Here is a 17,340-nt window from a genome sequence, read left to right on the forward strand (position 1 = left end):
CGAGGCTATTGGGTCGTGCCGCAGTCGTGTCACCCACAAGACAGGGAGGTGACAGAGCTGTCGTTTGGGTAACCCGAGATCGGCACTGTTGTATGGGGGAGTCCGATTTTTGGCCCCCAAGGTGAGGAACAAGCGTGGGGGAGCTATCGTTGGGCTGATCAGAAAACTTGCGCGAGGTTGACTCAAGTTCGGTGAGCCCGAACGACGAGCAGTACAACAACCCTCGAACGAGACAACTCTGCGGAGTCGAAACCTCCGCAACCCCCTAGGAGGAGGGATCCATGGCACGAGCGGTCGGCATCGACCTCGGTACCACCAACTCGGTCGTCAGCGTCCTCGAGGGTGGCGAGCCGACGGTCATCGCCAACGCCGAGGGCAAGCGGACCACTCCGTCGATCGTCGCTTTCGCTAAGAACGGTGAAGTTCTCGTCGGTGAGGTAGCCAAGCGGCAGGCCGTCACCAACGTCGAGCGCACGATCCGGTCGGTCAAGCGGCACATCGGCACGGACTGGACCGTCGACATCGACGGAAAGAAGTACACCCCGCAGGAGATCAGCGCCCGCGTGCTGCAGAAGCTCAAGCGGGACGCGGAGTCGTACCTGGGTGAGCCGGTCACCGACGCGGTGATCACGGTCCCGGCGTACTTCTCCGACCACCAGCGTCAGGCCACCAAGGAGGCCGGCACGATCGCCGGTCTGAACGTGCTGCGGATCGTGAACGAGCCGACCGCGGCGGCGCTGGCCTACGGCCTCGACAAGGGCGAGACCGAGCAGACCATCCTGGTCTTCGACCTCGGTGGCGGTACGTTCGACGTCTCGCTGCTGGAGATCGGTGACGGCGTCGTCGAGGTGAAGGCCACCTCCGGTGACACCAACCTCGGTGGTGACGACTGGGACCAGCGCCTGGTCGACTACCTGGTCAAGCAGTTCTCGCAGGCCAACGGCATCGACCTGTCCAGCGACAAGATCGCGATGCAGCGCATTCGTGAGGCGGCCGAGGTCGCCAAGATCGAGCTCTCCGGGCAGCAGTCGACGAACGTGAACCTGCCGTACATCACCGGTGGCCCCAACGGTGCGCTGCACCTGGACGTCAACGTGTCGCGCGCGGAGTTCCAGCGGATGACCGCTGACCTGCTCGACCGCTGCAAGGGCCCGTTCCACCAGGCCATCAAGGACGCCCAGATCCGGGTCGCCGACATCGACCACGTGGTCCTCGTCGGTGGTTCCACCCGTATGCCGGCCGTCACCGACCTGGTCAAGGAGCTGACCGGCGGCAAGGAGCCGAACAAGGGCGTCAACCCGGACGAGGTCGTCGCCGTCGGTGCCGCGCTGCAGGCCGGTGTCCTCAAGGGTGAGGTCAAGGACGTCCTGCTTCTCGACGTGACCCCGCTGTCGCTGGGCATCGAGACCAAGGGCGGCATCATGACCCGCCTGATCGAGCGGAACACGACGATCCCGACCAAGCGTTCGGAGATCTTCACGACCGCCGACGACAACCAGCCCTCGGTGCAGATCCAGGTCTACCAGGGCGAGCGCGAGATGGCCGCGTACAACAAGAAGCTCGGAATGTTCGAGCTGACCGGCATCCCGCCGGCGCCGCGCGGCGTCCCGCAGATCGAGGTCACGTTCGACATCGACGCGAACGGCATCGTCAACGTGTCCGCCAAGGACCTCGCGACGTCCCGTGAGCAGAAGATGGTCATCTCCGGTGGCTCGGCCCTGAACAAGGACGAGATCGACCGGATGATGCGCGACGCCGAGGCCCACGCGGAGGAAGACAAGCAGCGCCGCGAGCAGGCCGAGGTGCGCAACGTCGCCGAGTCCCTGCAGTACCAGACCGAGAAGTTCCTGGCCGAGAACGGCGACAAGATCCCGGCCGACAAGAAGACCGAGCTGTCCGACGCTCTGAGCGAGCTGCGGTCGGCCCTGGGTGGCAGCGACCTCGAGGCGATCAAGACCGCCCAGGAGAAGGTCGCGAAGATCTCCCAGGAGGTCGGCACCGCGATGTACGCCAACTCGCAGGCCGCGACCGGGGCCGGCGAAGCGGGCGAGGGCCCGGAGGCGCCCGGTGGCGCCACTCCGCCGCCGTCGGCTGCGGCGGCCGGTGGCAATGACGACGTCGTCGACGCCGAGATCGTCGACGACGAGGGCCGCGGGGGCGCTCAGAAGTGAGTGCCACCAACGACGGGCACTCCGAGGAGCAGCCGAAGGTCGTAATTCGCGACCGGCGCCGCATCGATCCGGAGACCGGGGCACCGCGTGAGGTTGCGGTGGCCAGCGTCGGTGGCGACGCGGCGGGGGCTTCGGCCCCCGCCGGCGCGGCCGACGCTCCGTCGGACGGCGGCAGCTTGGTCGACACCCCGGCCGATCACGCGGCCGGGGCGCACGACGGCGTGGGGGAAGGAGGCGGTATGGGCGCGACCGAGGTCTCGGAGCAGACTTCTGGCGGTGAGGCGGTTGCCAAGCTGACGACCGAGTTGGCCGAGCGCACCGCCGACCTGAAGCGTGTGACGGCGGAGTACGCGAACTACCGGCGTCGGGTCGACCGCGACCGGCAGGTCGGGGCCGAGCAGGCCCGCGGCGAGGTGCTGACCGCACTGCTGCCGGTACTCGACGACCTCGACCGGGCTCGCGCGCACGGCGACCTGACCGGCCCGTTCGGTGCGGTCGCCGAGCAGTTGACGGCGATCCTCACCAAGCTGGGCCTGAACGCTTTCGGGGAGAAGGGCGACCCGTTCGACCCGACGTTCCACGAGGCGGTCGCGCACACCACGAGTCCGGACGTCACCGAGACGGCCTGCATCGAGGTGCTGCGCAAGGGCTACACGCTGGGTGACCGGTTGCTTCGCGCGGCGATGGTGGCGGTGGCGGATCCGGCCGGTGGCTCCGGGTCGGAGCAAAATAGTGGCGTCGAGACGTCCGGTGAGTCGTCCGCCGAGTGACGAAGGGAGGCGCGCCCGGTGAGTACCAAAGACTGGATCGAAAAGGACTACTACGCAGTCCTGGGCGTGTCCAAGGACGCCTCCCCGGAGGTCATCAAGCGGTCGTATCGCAAGCTCGCGCGGGATCTGCACCCGGACAAGAACCCGGGTAACAGCGAAGCCGAGGCACGGTTCAAGGAGGTGTCCGAGGCGTACGGCGTCCTCTCGGACGAGCGCAAACGTCGTGAGTACGACGAGGCGCGGACGCTGTTCGGCTCGGGCGCCTTCCGGCGTCAGGCGGGTGCCGGCGGGTTCGGTGGTACCGGGCCCGGCGGCATGCCGTTCGATTTCACCGACCTGTTCAACGCGCAGAATGCCGGGGGCCCACAGGCTCCCGGCGGTGCTCATCGGGCCCGCAGCGGGGGCCTCGGTGATCTGTTCGGGGCGATGTTCGGCGGTGGACGGCAACCGGGCGCGTCCAATCGCGGCGGCGACATCGAGACCGAGGCGACGCTCGACTTCGCCGAGGCCGCTCGGGGCGTCACCGTGCCGCTGCGGTTGCACGCGCCGGGAGTCTGCGAGACCTGTCAGGGCAGCGGGGCAAAGCCCGGCACGAAGCCGCGCACCTGTCCGCTGTGTCTGGGTACCGGCCTGGTCAGCCGCAACCAGGGCGCGTTCTCGTTCTCCGAGCCGTGCCGTGAGTGCCAGGGTGCCGGTTCGGTGGTCGACGAGAAGTGCGTCGACTGCAAGGGCACCGGAGGCGTCACCAAGACCCGGACGATGCACGTGCGGATCCCGGCCGGGGTCAGCGACGGGCAGCGCATCCGGCTCAAGGGCAAGGGCCAGCCCGGCCAGCGCGGTGGGCCGCCCGGTGACCTGTACGTCGTCGTCCACGTACGGGGACACAACCTGTTCGGGCGCAGTGGCCTCAACCTGACGCTGACCGTGCCGGTCACGTTCCCCGAGGCGGTCACCGGAACCGAGATCCGGGTGCCGACCCTCGACGGGTCGGTCACGCTGCGGGTCGCGCCGGGGACGCCGAGCGGGCGCGTGCTGCGGGTCCGCGGAAAGGGCGTCCGGAAGGGCGATGCCCCTCCGGGCGACCTGTTGGTCACCATTGAGGTCGAAGTGCCCAGCAACCTCAACGAGGCCGCACGGAAGGCGCTAGCCGACTACGCGGCCGCGACGCCGGGTAATCCCCGGGCCCACCTGGAACGGGAGGGAGCGCGATGAGCCAGCCCAGCCGCAACGGGGATCTCGAGATCGAGATCGACGTGGCGTTCGAGGGCCCGGTCTTCGTGATCTCGATCGCCGCCCAGTTGTCCGGGATGCACCCGCAGACGCTTCGCCAGTACGACCGGCTCGGGCTGGTACAGCCCGGCCGGTCGGCCGGCGGGGGTCGCAGGTACAGCGCCAGGGATGTGGTCCTCCTGCGCGAGATCGCCCGGTTGTCGCAGGAAGAGGGCGTCAATCTGGCCGGCATCAAGCGGATCATTGCGCTGACCAAACAGGTGCGTGATCTGGAAGAGCGCACCGAACAGTTGGTCGCCGAGTTGCGGGCGGCGAGGCAGGAGTCGGCGGAGATGCGCGCTTCGATGCCGTATCGGGGTGAGCTGGTACCGCTGGATCAGTCGGTGCTGCCGGTTTGGCGCCCGAAGGGCCGTTGATCTGACCGGCCGGGACCAGCGGCGCGCCTGACCGGATCTTCCGCTCGAGCAGCCCTCCGGCGGTCTTCGCAGTGTTCGGCCTAGGGATTCACTTGCATGAGCGGCCCAGATCAAGCAGCTTCCCGGTGCGCTGTCGCCGGTCGACGCAGACTGGGGCCGCTGGTGGGTGAGGACAGCGGCTACTACGACACCTGACTGGTTGCGACCGACGACCGAGTAGTGGGCTGCTTAGTGGTCAACTGATCGGCGTGCGAATCACCGTTGATGCGGAGGCGATAGGACGCCGTCGGCGTGACGCGCCCGGAGCATGCGGCCTCTGGCCGGTCACCGTCCGCGCTGCAGCGGCGTCGCATACGACGCGCGCGTGCCGGCCGCCGTCGGCGTGCCGAGCAGACCGACGTCGGGGTTGCCAGTCTCCGGAGGACAGCTGTACGACGCCGGAGCAGTGGCGAACCCGACGGCGGCCCTCTCCCGGTGGGTGGAACGACGGCAGACGGGATGCCTAGGGCTGAAGATCGGTCGAGGGGTCGGGCCTCACGAGGGCGGCGAAGTCGTCGATGCGGTCGGCGGTGTCCCAGGCGTGGCACAGGCGCTCGATGATCGCAAACTCGTCGGGGGAGATCGAGAGGTTCCAGCCGAGGAGGCCGCCGGCCAGGTGGTCGATCGCGGTGTCAGGCTCGTCGACTCTCGCCAGGTCCTTGACGGAGTCCAAGAAGCTGTACGTGCCTTCGCGGCGGGTGATCGAGTCGACCACGTGCGCGAGTGCCTGGACGTCGGCCGGTTCAAATCTGGGCATCGCTCCGCCTCGTGTCGCCGTGCCGTCAGCGTGCCAATGGTGACGGAATTCAAGGTTCATCGACGGACACCCCGCACCGCAGGTCAGAGCTCACGACGGCCCCGGCGGCACCGGTTCCCAAGCTGAGTTCGATTCCCGTCACCCGCTCGTCGTCGTTCCAGGCTGGAACGCCCGCCGTGCCATTAGGCCGTCGGGGCGAGGTCGCCGTGCCCTGGGAGCCCGTCCGCTTTGGCGACGCTGGTCAGTGACGGCCTTCCCTCTCACCATCGCCAGCGCGGCCGTCGTACCTGTCTGGTACGGAACCGAGTTGGCCTCCTGGAGCCCCTGAGCAGGTCCCCTCGCCATGTCGCTCCGGGCTGGCGTTAGGTGGGTCTGGCTACCACGGCAGAACCTCGTGGTCCTGCCAGAGCAGGCCCGTTGGGGCCGGCGACCCATCCGCCTGCACCGCCGGGCGGGTGCACAGCCAGATCGCCGTCTCGGCACCCTCCGCGGCCGACCTCGGCGCCCCCGACCCGCCCAGATCCGTCCGGCTCCGGCCCGGCGCCACCGCGTCCACGAACAGCCCCCGCCGGCCCAGCCCCGTCTCGTACGCGAAATTCCTCGTCAGCGCGTTCAGGCCCGCCTTGGCCACCCGGTACGGGGCCACCCCACCCGTGTTCCCCGGGCCGGTCATCCGGCCCTCGTCCGCCGAGACGTTCACGATCCGGCCGGAGCGTCGGGCCATCATCGCCGGGGCGAACGCCTGGATGAGCAGGAACGGCGCGTCCAGGACGACCGCCGAGACCGCTCGCCATTCGCGGTAGCTGGCCTTCAACGTCTTCGAGGTCCGGCTGCCCAGTACTCCGGCCCCGTTGACCAGGATCTCCACCTCACCGATGGCGGCCACCTGCGACGGGAGACGAACGACCGCACCCGGCTGAGCCAGGTCGCACGGCGCGGCCACCGCGTCGATCGACTCCGTGCGCAATTTGAACACCGCCTCGTCGAGGCGTTCGGGGTCCCGGGCCACGCACACCACGGTGGCCCCCGCCCGCCCGAGACCGAGCGCGATCTCGTTTCCGATGCCCCGGCTCGCGCCGGTGACCAGTGCGACCTTGCCGTCCAGAGTCCCCACGGCTACCAGCCTTTCATGTCCGGCCCGAGATGCAGACTTGGACAAACGGCGCGAGGATCGAGCTATGCGCATACTCGTGACGGGCGCTACCGGCTACATCGGCGGACGTTTGGTGCCCAGGCTGCTCGAGCAGGGACACACCGTCCGCTGCCTGGTCCGGACGCCCTCGAAACTCCGCGACGTTCCCTGGGCCAAGCACATCGAGATCGTCCAGGGCGACGTCACCGACCCGGAGTCCGTCCAGAACGCGGCCCAGGGCATCGACGTCCTCTACTACCTCGTCCACAGCCTCGGCACCAAAGGCTTCGACGACCTCGACCGCCGGGCGGCGGAAACCGTCGCCGACGCCGCCGCGCACCAGAACGTCCAAAGGATCGTTTATCTGGGCGGATTGACCCCCGAAGGGGTGTCCGCCCGAGACCTCTCGCCCCACCTGCGGTCCCGGACCGAGGTCGGGCAGATCTTTCTCGACTCGTCGGTCCCCACCGTCGTGTTGAACGCGGCGGTCATCATCGGGTCGGGGTCGGCCTCGTTCGAGATGCTCCGCTACCTCACCGAACGCCTTCCGGCGATGGTGACGCCCCGGTGGGTGCGCAACCGGATCCAGCCGATCGCGGTCCGGGACGTGCTGCGCTACCTGGTCGAGTCGGCCGAGATCGACAGCACGGTCAACCGGGCGTTCGACATCGGTGGCCCCGACGTCCTGACCTACCGGGACATGATGCAGCGCTACGCCCGGGTCGCCGGGCTGCCGCGGCGGTTCATCGTGCCGGTCGGGGTGCTGTCGCCGACGCTCTCGGCGCAGTGGGTGAACGTGGTGACGCCGGTTCCGCGGGCGATCGCGATCCCGCTCGTGCAGTCGTTGATCCACGAGGTCGTCTGCCACGAGCACGACATCGCCGAGTACGTCCCCGACCTGCCCGAGGGGCTGACCCCCTACGACCACGCGGTCGAGCTCGCGCTGCGTCGCATCCGCGACGATGCGGTCGAGACGACCTGGTCCTGGGCCTCGACGCCGGGTGCGCCGAGCGACCCGCTGCCCAGCGACCCGGAGTGGTCCGGTGGCAGCGCCTATGTCGACGTCCGGGAGCGCGTCACCAAGGCGCACCCGCAGACGCTCTGGCGAGTGATCGAGGGCATCGGCGGAGAGAACGGCTGGTACTCGTTCCCGCTGGCCTGGTCGGTGCGCGGCTGGATGGACCGGGTGATCGGCGGGGCCGGCCTGCGCCGCGGACGCCGGGATCGGGACCAGATCTACGTCGGCGAGGCGCTGGACTGGTGGCGGGTCGAGGAGATCGAGCCCGGCCACCTGCTGCGGCTGCGGGCGGAGATGCGGGTGCCCGGCCGGGCCTGGCTGGAGCTGACCGTGGCGCCCGATCCGGTCGGCGCACGCTATAGGCAGCGGGCCGTCTTCCTGCCCCGCGGACTGGCCGGCCACGCATATTGGATCGCGATCGTGCCGTTCCATGGCATCGTTTTCGGAGGAATGGTCCGTAATATCACTAGGGCGGCCGAGCGGGCGGAGACCGGTGAACCCATGGTCACGGCCACCGGGTTGCCGCTGCAATCTCCAATTCGTTGAGAATGGGCTGAGCTGCGGCGTCACTAAGTAGGTACAGCCAAGTACCCTGCTCGGAATACTGTGGCCGACGGAGGAGCGCCGGTGAGCGAGCAGGACCATGACCGGGTCGAACGGGAGCTCTCCCTCCTCATCCGGCAATACCGGACGTTGATGGTGACGAGCGCGTCGACGGTTCACACCGGTCTGGAGCTCAGCGCGTACGCGACGCTGCGGCTGCTCGACACGGACGGACCGCTCCGCGCGTCGACGATCGGCGAGCGGTTCGCGCTGGACAAGTCGACGGTGAGCCGCCAGCTGAGCCGGCTGATCGACTGGGGACTCGTCGAGCGCACCCCAGATCCCTCGGACGGCCGGGCGCACCTGGTCGCGATCACGCCGACCGGCCACGACCGGCTGACCGGCGTCAGCAACGATCGCAAGCAGGAGATCCGGCGCCTGCTGGAGCTGTGGGACGAGAAGGACGTCGCCGAGTTCGGTAGGTTGCTCGAGCTTTTCAACCGGACGAACGCCGGGTGATACTCCGTTATCGGGCGGGGATAGTGGGGTTATGCGACGCAGAAATTGGCTGGCGATCCAGGTCGAGGTGATCGCCGGTGCGGACAGCCCGCTGTGGCCACGGCCCGGACGGCTGTTCGCGGTGGCCCGCTCGCACTCGTTCGCCGAGTTCGGAGCGGCCGTCGACCAGGCGCTGGCGCGCTGGGATCTCCCCAAGCCGGCCCAGTTCGTGCTGGCCGACGGCGTCCGGGTGGAGGACACCGAGCTCACCAAGATGGGCGAGCTGAACCAGGACGACCAGTTCGCCTACGTGTTCGACGGGAGCTGGGCCCACCTCTGCACGGTGATCGAGCGTCCGTTCGACCCGCGGAAGACCCGCCTCGGCGGGGTCCCCGAGCTCCCGACGCCCTACTGGGGCTGGGGTGCGCTGCCCGACCAGCACGGCCTGCGCTGGCCCAAGGACGACGGGCAGAAGCCCGGCCCCCGGCAGCCGGCCCAGCCCTACGACGACCTTCCGCCGCTGCTCCCCGGCTGGGGCGGTCAGTAGCGGTAGGCCTGCAGGCGCTTCTTGTGCGACGACCGGCGCAGCCCGACGACCAGCGCGATGATGCCGCCGATCGTGATGCCGAGGCAGGGCAGCCCGGCCAGCGCAGCGATGCCGCCGGCCACGCTCCCGGCGAACATCCCGAGCTCGGGCTTCCCGCCGAGCGCGTACCGGCCCGCGTCACACTTGATCGAGTAGGTGCCCGCCTTCTCGACCGTGATCGTCGAGGCCCAGGTCCAGCTGCTGCCGTCGCGGGTGAACGTGAACGTCCCGCCCGGGGTGGTGGCGGTGATGCCGTCGCCGTAGCTGCAGGACGTGGACGAGCCCTCGGGGACGAAGATGCCGTAGACGCCGGGTTGGAGGTCGATCTCCCCGCTCTGCGCCGTGCGGGTGAAGTCGGGGATCGACTTGACCGCCGACACGACGCCCAGGGCGAACGCCCCGACGCCGACCGCGGTGAAGAGTACGGCGATGAGCACCGCGACGACGTACCAGACGCGGCGGGGGCGGAGTTGACGGGAGTCGACCGGGTAGGCCATGCCGACATCTTGCCGTGCTCTGGCAAAGTTGAGTGGAATACACTCAAGTTTGTTGCCGTTCTTCGAATCGACTAAGACCTTCGTCCGACGGGAGCCACGCAGCCCGATATGAACGCTGAGACCCTTACCACCAAGAGCCGCGAGGTGCTGGCCACTGCTCTGTCCGCGGCGTCCGAGGCCGGGCACGCGACGATGGAGCCCGCCCACCTGTTGATCTCGTTGCTCGACGTCGACGGTTCTACGGCGCCCGCCCTGCTGCGTGCGGTGGGCGCGAGCCCGGAGAACCTGCGAACCCGGGCCACCACCGCGCTCAAGCGCATGCCGAGCGCGTCCGGCGCCAGCGTCGCCCAGCCGCAGATCGCGCGGGCGGCCCTGAACGCCATCGAGGCGGCCGAGCGCATCGCGAAGCCGCTGGGCGACGAGTACGTGTCCACCGAACACCTGCTGGCCGGCCTGGCCAAGGCCGGTGGCGAGGTCAGCGACTGGCTCCGCAGCGTCGGCGCCGGGGAAGACGCGCTGGTCAGCGCATTCACCGCGGTCCGCGGAGGCAACCAGCGGGTGACGTCCCCCGACCCCGAGGGCACCTACAAGGCTCTCGAGAAGTACGGCATCGACCTCACCGCCCGCGCCCGCGAGGGCAAGATCGACCCGGTCATCGGCCGTAACTCGGAGATCCGCCGGGTCGTGCAGGTGCTGTCCCGCCGCACCAAGAACAACCCGGTGCTCATCGGTGAGCCGGGCGTCGGTAAGACCGCGGTCGTCGAGGGCCTGGCCCAGCGCATCGTGGCCGGTGACGTCCCCGAGTCGCTGCGCAACAAGCGGCTCATCTCGCTCGACCTGGGCGCGATGGTCGCGGGCGCCAAGTACCGCGGCGAGTTCGAGGAGCGGCTGAAGAGCGTCCTCGAGGAGATCAAGAGCTCCGACGGGCAGATCGTCACGTTCATCGACGAGCTGCACACGGTCGTGGGCGCCGGTGCGTCCGGCGACTCGTCGATGGACGCAGGCAACATGCTCAAGCCGATGCTGGCCCGCGGCGAGCTCCGCATGGTCGGCGCCACCACGCTCGACGAGTACCGCGAGCGCATCGAGAAGGACCCGGCGCTCGAGCGTCGCTTCCAGCAGGTGCTGGTGGGCGAGCCGAGCGTGGAAGACACGATCGGCATCCTGCGTGGCCTGCGCGAGCGGTACGAGGCGCACCACCGCGTGCGCATCACCGACGCCGCCCTGGTCGCCGCGGCCGCGCTGTCCGACCGGTACATCACGTCCCGCTTCCTGCCCGACAAGGCGATCGACCTGGTCGACGAGTCGGCGTCCCGGTTGCGGATGGAGATCGACTCCCGTCCCGTCGAGATCGACGAGAAGCAGCGCGCGGTCGACCGTCTGCACATGGAGGAGCTCGCGCTCGAGAAGGAGTCCGACGCGGCCTCGGTCGAGCGTCTGAAGCGGATCCGGCAGGATCTGGCCGACCGGCAGGAGGAGCTCTCCGAGCTCAACGCCCGCTGGGAGCAGGAGAAGGCCGGTCTGAACCGGGTCGGTGAGCTCAAGCAGCAGCTCGACGACGTCCGCGGGCAGGCCGAGCGGGCCCAGCGCGAGGGTGACCTCGGCCGGGCGTCCGAGCTGCTCTACGGGCAGATCCCGGCGCTGGAGAAGGAGCTGGCCGAGGCGTCGAGCACGGCCGAGGCCACCACTCCGATGGTCAAGGAGGAGGTCGGCCCGGACGACATCGCCGACGTCGTCGCGCAGTGGACCGGCATCCCGGCCGGGCGGCTGCTCGAGGGCGAGACCGCCAAGCTGCTCCGGATGGAGGACGAGCTCGGCCGCCGGCTGATCGGGCAGAAGGAGGCCGTCTCCGCGGTCTCGGACGCGGTGCGCCGGGCTCGTTCCGGCGTGGCCGACCCCGACCGTCCGACCGGGTCGTTCCTGTTCCTGGGCCCCACCGGGGTCGGTAAGACCGAGCTGGCCAAGGCGCTGGCCGAGTTCCTGTTCGACGACGAGCGCGCGATGGTGCGCATCGACATGAGCGAGTACGCCGAGAAGCACTCGGTGGCCCGGCTCGTCGGTGCCCCTCCGGGCTACGTCGGCTACGAGGAGGGCGGTCAGCTCACCGAGGCGATCCGGCGGCGTCCGTACACGGTCGTCCTCCTCGACGAGGTCGAGAAGGCCCATCCGGACGTCTTCGACATCCTCCTGCAGGTGCTGGACGACGGTCGGCTGACCGACGGACAGGGCCGCACGGTCGACTTCCGGAACACGATCCTCGTGCTGACGTCGAACCTGGGCTCGCAGGCCATCACCGACCCGGCGCTGGACGACAAGGGCCGGCGCGAGGCGGTCATGGAGGTCGTGCGGGCGCGGTTCAAGCCCGAGTTCCTCAACCGGCTCGACGACGTGGTCGTGTTCCACGCGCTCGGCACCGAGGAGCTCACCCGGATCGTCGACATCCAGCTCGACCGGCTGGGTTCGCGCCTGGCCGACCGGCGGCTGACGCTGCAGGTCACCGACGCGGCCCGGGAGTGGCTGGCGATCGGCGGGTTCGACCCGGTCTACGGCGCGCGGCCGCTGCGCCGGCTGGTGCAGTCGGCGATCGGCGACCAGCTGGCGCGGGCGCTGCTCGCGGGTGAGGTGGTCGACGGTGACACGGTCTACGTGGACGTCGACGCCGAGCGGGACTCGTTGGTCGTGAGTTCGGAGCCGATCATTCAGCTGTGATTTTCAAGGGGCGCCCCGGCCGGGGCGCCCCTTGGGCGACTAGAAGAAGTCCTTCTCCGGGTTCCCGCCGATGCGGTGGCCGGGCAGTGCGCTGATCGCGTCCATCTGGGCGTCGGTCAGCTCGAAGTCGAAGACCTCGAAGTTCTCCTTGATCCGCGACGGGGTCACGGACTTCGGGAACACGATGTTGCCGAGCTGGACGTGCCAGCGCAGCACGGTCTGGGCCGGGGTGCGGCCGACCTCGTCGGCGATCTTCGCCAGCGCCGGCTCCTCGAGCAGGCCCTGGCCCTGGCCGATCGGGCTCCAGGCCTCGGTCAGGATGCCGTGCTCCGCGTTGAACGCGCGCAGCTCGTCCTGGTTGAAGCCGGGGTGCAGCTCGATCTGGTTCACCGCCGGGGTGACGTCGGTCTTCTCCAGCAGGTTGAACAGCTGCGCCTGGTGGAAGTTCGACACGCCGATCGCGCGCGCCCGGCCTTCGGCCAGGACCTTCTCCAGCTCCCGCCAGGCCTCGACGTACAGGTCACCGCGGTCCGGCCGCGGCCAGTGGATCAGGTACAGGTCGACGTGGTCGACGCCGAGGTTCTGCAGGCTGGTCTCGAACGCTTCCCGGGCCCGGGCGTGGTCGGGGTTCGCCAGCTTCGTCGTGATGAAGATGTCTTCGCGCGGGACGCCGGAGTCCCGGATCGCCTGGCCGACGCCCTGCTCGTTGCCGTACGCGGCGGCCGTGTCGACGTGCCGGTAGCCCGTCTCCAGTGCGACCCGGAGCGCGTCGACGATCTCGTCCGACGAGACCTGCCACACCCCGAAGCCGAGCTGAGGGATCTGGACCCCGTTGTTCAAGGTCAGGTTAGGCACGTTGCCCATGTGGGTCCTTCCTCTGATCAGTACCGATCAAGGATCACCCACGAGCCCGGACGAGAAACCTAGGGGCCGGTGATCGCCTGGCGGAGGGCGGTTGCTTCGGCGGGGTCGGGGCCGTAGGCGGCGACCAGCTTCCCGTCCTGCCGGTCGAACTGCGCGACGAACGGGCGGCCGCCCTGCGTCCCCAGGTACGCGACGGTCGGCTGGCCGTCGGTCGCCCACGGCACGCGGTCGGGGCCGGCCGCCGTCACCTCGATCATCCGGCGCCAGTCGGCCAGCTCGGAGTCGGCCGGCGTCCGCTCGTACCAGGCCTGGGCGCTGCGGTCGAACGTGTCCATCACGTCGCCGTCGTCCAGGTCGTTCGTGGCGCAGCCCTTCCCGTCGCGGAGGCACTCGGTGGCCAGCGGAGCACGGGCGATCGCGCTCGCGCTGGCCGTCACCTGGTACTTCGTCGTCGACATGGGGGCGCCGGGCGCGGTCGCCGACGCGTAGAACTTCCGCCAGGCCGGCGTCGTCACCCGGCAGCTGACGTCGGCCGCGGCCGACGCGGGCACCTCGGCACGCCCGGACCGGCAGCGGCCCAGCACGGTGCGGTTGCCGGTGACCCGGCCGTCGAGCACCGCGGTGACCGGCTCCTCGTCCGACGGGTTGCGGACCCGGCCGGTCACCGTGCAGCCCTGGGCGTCGCAGGTGTGGCGCAGCGCGCCCTCGAACTGCAGGGTCGTGTACGCGTCGTAGCTGCCGGTCCGCAGCGCGGGCAGCCCGAGCGCGACGTCCCGCGCGATCTGCGCGGTGGGCCCGGGCGGCGTGATCACGAAGTTCACCGCGGTGCGCGGGCCGAGCAGGCTGCCCTCGGTGCGCACCACCTGGTACGGCTTCTCGGCCGTCACCCAGAGCGTCCCGGCGGTCGCCTCGACCTTGCGCACCTGCACCTTGTCGACCTCGGTCACCGGCGGCATGCCCTCGATCTGCAGCGAGCCGAACGCGTCGTCGACGAGCTTCCCCAGTGCCTCGGGCTTGAGCTTCGCGGCCGGGTCGAACCCGATCGTGGTCGCGGACACCGCGACCCAGACGTCGTCGTAGGTGTCGGCCCGGTTGTCCGGCGCCCACCAGGCCGCCGGGGCCTTCACGTAGGTGGTCGAGTCCACGACCAGGGTCTGGGCCGCGATCCCGTTCCGCCGGATCTTCCCCGCGCCTTCACCGGCGCCGTTGAGCCGGACGTCGACGGCGATCTCCTCGCCGCGGCCGTCCTGCACCGTCCCGTTGATCCGGACGCCGTTGGCCTGCTCGAGGTTCGACGCCGCAATTCGGACGTGATTCGCCACCGAGTCGTAGCTGACCATCTTGCCGTCGATCGGGCTGCATCCAGTCACGACCAGCGCAAGAGCCAGCAGGGCAGCTACCCGGTACCGCAAACCGAGACTCCTCCCCCGATCGTCCGGAACTCCAGCTTACGGACCCGCTGATCTCCCATGATCCGTGGCCGGACCGGTCTGTCGCCCTGCTGACCCCGAAACCAGCCGGAAATAGGAGTAACCGATCGTCGATCGGCCCTCCCGGGCGGACCGCCGGGGCGACCGCTGGCGCGGGTTGGCAAACTGCTGTCATGGCGCTGTTCGAACGTCGCTCACGTGACCCGCGTGACAGCATCGCCGCGTTCTGGACCTGGTGGGCCCGCACCCGCGATCAGGTGGGCGCCGGCCTCGACCGGGACGACCTCGGCAAGCTGCACCGCGACCTCACCGGACGTGTGCGCGCCATCCACCCCGAGCTCGCCTGGGAGCTGACGTCCGGCCGGTCGGCCAAGCACGCGCTGGTGGTCAGCCCGGAGGGGTCGCCCGCGCTGCGTCCGGTGACCGAGCGGTGGCTGCGCGCCGGCCCCGGGCCGGACGCCGACTGGGAGTACTACGCCTCCCGTCAGCCCGACCCGACCGCCTACACCGGCTCGGTGCAGCTCGGCGGCCGTCCCTTTCAGCCGGGCTCGGCCCGGTTCGGGTACGAGATCGACCTCGACCGCGCCCGGGTGCACGTCGCGGTCTGGCACCCCGACTTTCCCCGCTTGGACGAGGCGGTCCGGCTGCAGGCGTCGTTCCTGCTGCTCGACTGGGCCCTGGGCGAGGACGACGTCGAGCGCTGGCTGGGCGAGGTCAAGGTCACCGGAGAAGACCAGCCGAACGACGTCGAGGAGCTGCGGGCCGCGGTCGCCGAGCTGGCCACGCATTACAAGTTCGGCGAATGGGTGACGGTCGACGGGTTCGACGACCGGGACCGGCCGGTCACCGTGCGGGTCCGGGTGCCGTTCGCCCGCCTCGACTACCCGCTCTACGACCTGCATGGCCGGGTCCGGATGCCGTTCGAACCCGGTTCGGCCGAGGAAGCGGCGCTGGACGGCGTCCAGAACGGGTTGCTGGGGCGGCTCGGGGACTCCGCGGTGCTGGTCGCCGTCGTCACGATGGCCGGCGTCCGCACGTTGCACCTGTACGCGGACAGCAACGGCGTGGTGCCGGACCAGGTCGCGACCTGGGCCGGTCAGCAGACCATCCAGGTGACCCAGGAGTGGCGTCCGGACCCCGGCTGGGAAGCCGTGCGCGGTTTGTATTGATGTCGGGAAATTGACGGCCTGTTCTTCACAGATGTCTCTTAAGGAATCAGCGCTGTTACGGCAGGGTAGGGGACCTCAACTTCTCTGTACGGCACTGAAAGGACCCGCATGACATACAACCCGCCCCCGCCGGGTGCGGCCGGCCCGCCCCCGCCACTCCCCGGGCAGGCCCCCCGCGGACCTCGACCGGCGACCGTCACGATGGCCGCCTACGTCCTGGTCGGCGAGGCGGTGTTACTGCTGCTCGGGGCGGTGGTCTCGCTGCTCGCGCAGGACACCATCAAAGAGGCGACCGACAAGTACCTGGACGACCAGAACCTGACCAGCTCGAGCACCAACGGCACCGCGAGCCAGGTCTTCGGGATCGTGTTCGGGCTGATCTTCGCGGCCGCGTTCATCGGTCTGGCGCTCGGCGTGCTGCGCGGGGCCAACGTCGCCCGGATCATCGCCTGGGTCGTGTCCGGCCTCGCGCTGTGCTGCGTCGGCGTGTCGACCGCGTTCTCGCTCGCGGTCATCTCGAAGTACCTGCCCGGCGGGTACCTCGCGTACAGCTACCTCGTGACGTTCCTCGAACTGGCGGGCTTCGTCGCGATCATCGTTCTGCTGGCGCTCCCGGCGTCGAACGCGTACTTCCGTAAGCCGGCCGCCGGCTACTGAGGTTCGTCCGCGGGGTCGGCAGGAAGTTCCTGCCGGCCCCGTTCCCATGAGGGGGGTCATGACTACTGCACTGGTCACCGGGGCCACCGCCGGGCTGGGCGCGGCCTTCGCCCGCGCGCTCGCCGCCGAGCGGCGCGATCTCGTGCTCGTGGCTCGCGACGCCGAGCGGCTGTCCGCCACCGCGTCCGACCTGCGCGACCGCTTCTCGGTCGACGTCGAGGTCCTGCCGGCCGATCTGGCTTCGGTCGACGGGTGTGAGCTCGTCGAAAAGCGTTTGGCGGACGCCTCGCGGCCGGTCGAGCTGCTGGTGAACAACGCGGGCATCGGCCTGCGCGACGCGTTCCTGGAGAACCCGATCGAGGACGAGGAGCGGATGCTCGCGCTCAACGTCCGGGCAGTCATGCGGCTCACGCACGCGGCGGTGCCGGGCATGGTGACGCGGGGGCACGGCGACGTGCTGAACGTCGCCTCGGTGGCCGGGTTCGGCGTGACCGCGCCGGGCTCGACGTACTCGGCCACCAAGGCCTGGGTGATCACGTTCAGCGAGTCCGTGCACTTGACGCTGCGGCAGCACGGTGTGCGGGTGAGCGCGGTGTGCCCGGGGTTCGTGCGGACGGAGTTCCACTCGCGGGCGGCGATCCCGACCGAGAACATCCCCGACGTGCTGTGGCTGGACGCCGACGACGTCGTGCGAGATGCGCTCGCCGATCTGCGCCGGGGACGACCGACCAGCGTGTCGAGCGTCCGCTACAAGGTCTTGGGCGGGATCGTGCGCTACGCGCCTCGGCCCGTCTTCCTCAGGCTGATCGGACGGGCTGCCCGGACCGTCGGAAGGTAATTGCGTTGCCCGCGTA

General features: G+C 69.7%; 16 protein-coding genes. 11 read left to right on the top strand and 5 right to left on the bottom strand.

What is annotated here, in order from left to right; translation table 11 throughout:
* The first annotated feature begins 281 nt into the window (after positions 1 to 281).
* From dnaK to FL583_RS31945, 4 genes are read left to right on the top strand one after another with little or no spacing between them, the layout of a single operon-like run.
* Positions 282 to 2,171, top strand: a complete 1,890-nt coding sequence (dnaK, locus tag FL583_RS31930; protein WP_142708593.1) for a molecular chaperone DnaK — start codon at positions 282 to 284, stop codon at positions 2,169 to 2,171.
* Positions 2,168 to 2,941 carry a nucleotide exchange factor GrpE gene (grpE, locus tag FL583_RS31935; protein ID WP_142708594.1) on the top strand — a complete coding sequence of 258 codons (774 nt, stop codon included), beginning with the start codon at positions 2,168 to 2,170 and terminating at the stop codon, positions 2,939 to 2,941. Before dnaK ends, grpE begins: the two co-directional genes overlap by 4 nt.
* 18 nt (positions 2,942 to 2,959) lie before the next feature.
* Positions 2,960 to 4,153, top strand: coding sequence for a molecular chaperone DnaJ (gene dnaJ / locus FL583_RS31940; protein ID WP_142708595.1), 1,194 nt, complete (start codon positions 2,960 to 2,962; stop codon positions 4,151 to 4,153).
* On the top strand, positions 4,150 to 4,587 hold the full coding sequence (locus FL583_RS31945; RefSeq protein ID WP_142708596.1) for a heat shock protein transcriptional repressor HspR: 438 nt from the start codon (positions 4,150 to 4,152) through the stop codon (positions 4,585 to 4,587). Before dnaJ ends, FL583_RS31945 begins: the two co-directional genes overlap by 4 nt.
* A 502-nt stretch (positions 4,588 to 5,089) precedes the next feature.
* On the opposite strand, the gene FL583_RS31950 is transcribed toward FL583_RS31945, so the two are convergent.
* Both FL583_RS31950 and FL583_RS31955 read right to left on the bottom strand, forming a co-directional pair.
* Positions 5,090 to 5,443 (bottom strand): hypothetical protein, encoded by a 354-nt coding sequence (locus FL583_RS31950; protein WP_205752651.1) that lies wholly within the window; start codon positions 5,441 to 5,443, stop codon positions 5,090 to 5,092.
* A gap of 316 nt (positions 5,444 to 5,759) precedes the next feature.
* Complete coding sequence (locus FL583_RS31955) at positions 5,760 to 6,497, bottom strand: SDR family NAD(P)-dependent oxidoreductase (protein WP_205752652.1); 738 nt, start codon at positions 6,495 to 6,497, stop codon at positions 5,760 to 5,762.
* Between the two features lie 64 nt (positions 6,498 to 6,561).
* Between FL583_RS31955 and FL583_RS31960 the strand changes: the two genes are divergently transcribed.
* The 3 genes from FL583_RS31960 to FL583_RS31970 all read left to right on the top strand — a co-directional run bounded on the left by FL583_RS31960 (position 6,562) and on the right by FL583_RS31970 (position 9,121).
* Positions 6,562 to 8,079, top strand: a complete 1,518-nt coding sequence (locus FL583_RS31960) for an SDR family oxidoreductase (protein ID WP_142708599.1) — start codon at positions 6,562 to 6,564, stop codon at positions 8,077 to 8,079.
* 81 nt (positions 8,080 to 8,160) lie between these two features.
* Complete coding sequence (locus tag FL583_RS31965; protein WP_142708600.1) at positions 8,161 to 8,595, top strand: MarR family winged helix-turn-helix transcriptional regulator; 435 nt, start codon at positions 8,161 to 8,163, stop codon at positions 8,593 to 8,595.
* Between the two features lie 31 nt (positions 8,596 to 8,626).
* Positions 8,627 to 9,121 carry a hypothetical protein gene (locus FL583_RS31970; RefSeq protein ID WP_142708601.1) on the top strand — a complete coding sequence of 165 codons (495 nt, stop codon included), beginning with the start codon at positions 8,627 to 8,629 and terminating at the stop codon, positions 9,119 to 9,121.
* On the opposite strand, the gene FL583_RS31975 is transcribed toward FL583_RS31970, so the two are convergent.
* Positions 9,115 to 9,657 (bottom strand): hypothetical protein, encoded by a 543-nt coding sequence (locus tag FL583_RS31975; RefSeq protein WP_142708602.1) that lies wholly within the window; start codon positions 9,655 to 9,657, stop codon positions 9,115 to 9,117. The two genes, FL583_RS31970 and FL583_RS31975, sit on opposite strands and share 7 nt — an antisense overlap.
* A gap of 108 nt (positions 9,658 to 9,765) precedes the next feature.
* Between FL583_RS31975 and clpB the strand changes: the two genes are divergently transcribed.
* Positions 9,766 to 12,366: an ATP-dependent chaperone ClpB gene (clpB, locus tag FL583_RS31980; RefSeq protein WP_142708603.1), complete on the top strand. Its 2,601-nt coding sequence runs from the start codon at positions 9,766 to 9,768 to the stop codon at positions 12,364 to 12,366.
* A 39-nt stretch (positions 12,367 to 12,405) separates the two neighbouring features.
* On the opposite strand, the gene FL583_RS31985 is transcribed toward clpB, so the two are convergent.
* Positions 12,406 to 13,230 carry an aldo/keto reductase gene (locus FL583_RS31985; protein WP_142708604.1) on the bottom strand — a complete coding sequence of 275 codons (825 nt, stop codon included), beginning with the start codon at positions 13,228 to 13,230 and terminating at the stop codon, positions 12,406 to 12,408.
* Between the two features lie 59 nt (positions 13,231 to 13,289).
* Positions 13,290 to 14,642 (bottom strand): hypothetical protein, encoded by a 1,353-nt coding sequence (locus tag FL583_RS31990; RefSeq protein WP_142708605.1) that lies wholly within the window; start codon positions 14,640 to 14,642, stop codon positions 13,290 to 13,292.
* Between the two features lie 191 nt (positions 14,643 to 14,833).
* Here FL583_RS31990 and FL583_RS31995 point away from each other — a divergent pair, with 191 nt between their 5' ends.
* From FL583_RS31995 to FL583_RS32005, 3 genes are all read left to right on the top strand, one after another.
* Positions 14,834 to 15,829 carry a DUF695 domain-containing protein gene (locus tag FL583_RS31995; protein WP_142708606.1) on the top strand — a complete coding sequence of 332 codons (996 nt, stop codon included), beginning with the start codon at positions 14,834 to 14,836 and terminating at the stop codon, positions 15,827 to 15,829.
* A gap of 108 nt (positions 15,830 to 15,937) precedes the next feature.
* Positions 15,938 to 16,486: a hypothetical protein gene (locus FL583_RS32000; RefSeq protein ID WP_142708607.1), complete on the top strand. Its 549-nt coding sequence runs from the start codon at positions 15,938 to 15,940 to the stop codon at positions 16,484 to 16,486.
* Positions 16,487 to 16,544: 58 nt separating this feature from the next.
* Positions 16,545 to 17,324, top strand: a complete 780-nt coding sequence (locus tag FL583_RS32005) for an SDR family NAD(P)-dependent oxidoreductase (RefSeq protein WP_142708608.1) — start codon at positions 16,545 to 16,547, stop codon at positions 17,322 to 17,324.
* Positions 17,325 to 17,340: the final 16 nt, after the last annotated feature.

Source organism: Cryptosporangium phraense (assembly GCF_006912135.1).
GTDB classification, from domain to species: domain Bacteria; phylum Actinomycetota; class Actinomycetes; order Mycobacteriales; family Cryptosporangiaceae; genus Cryptosporangium; species Cryptosporangium phraense.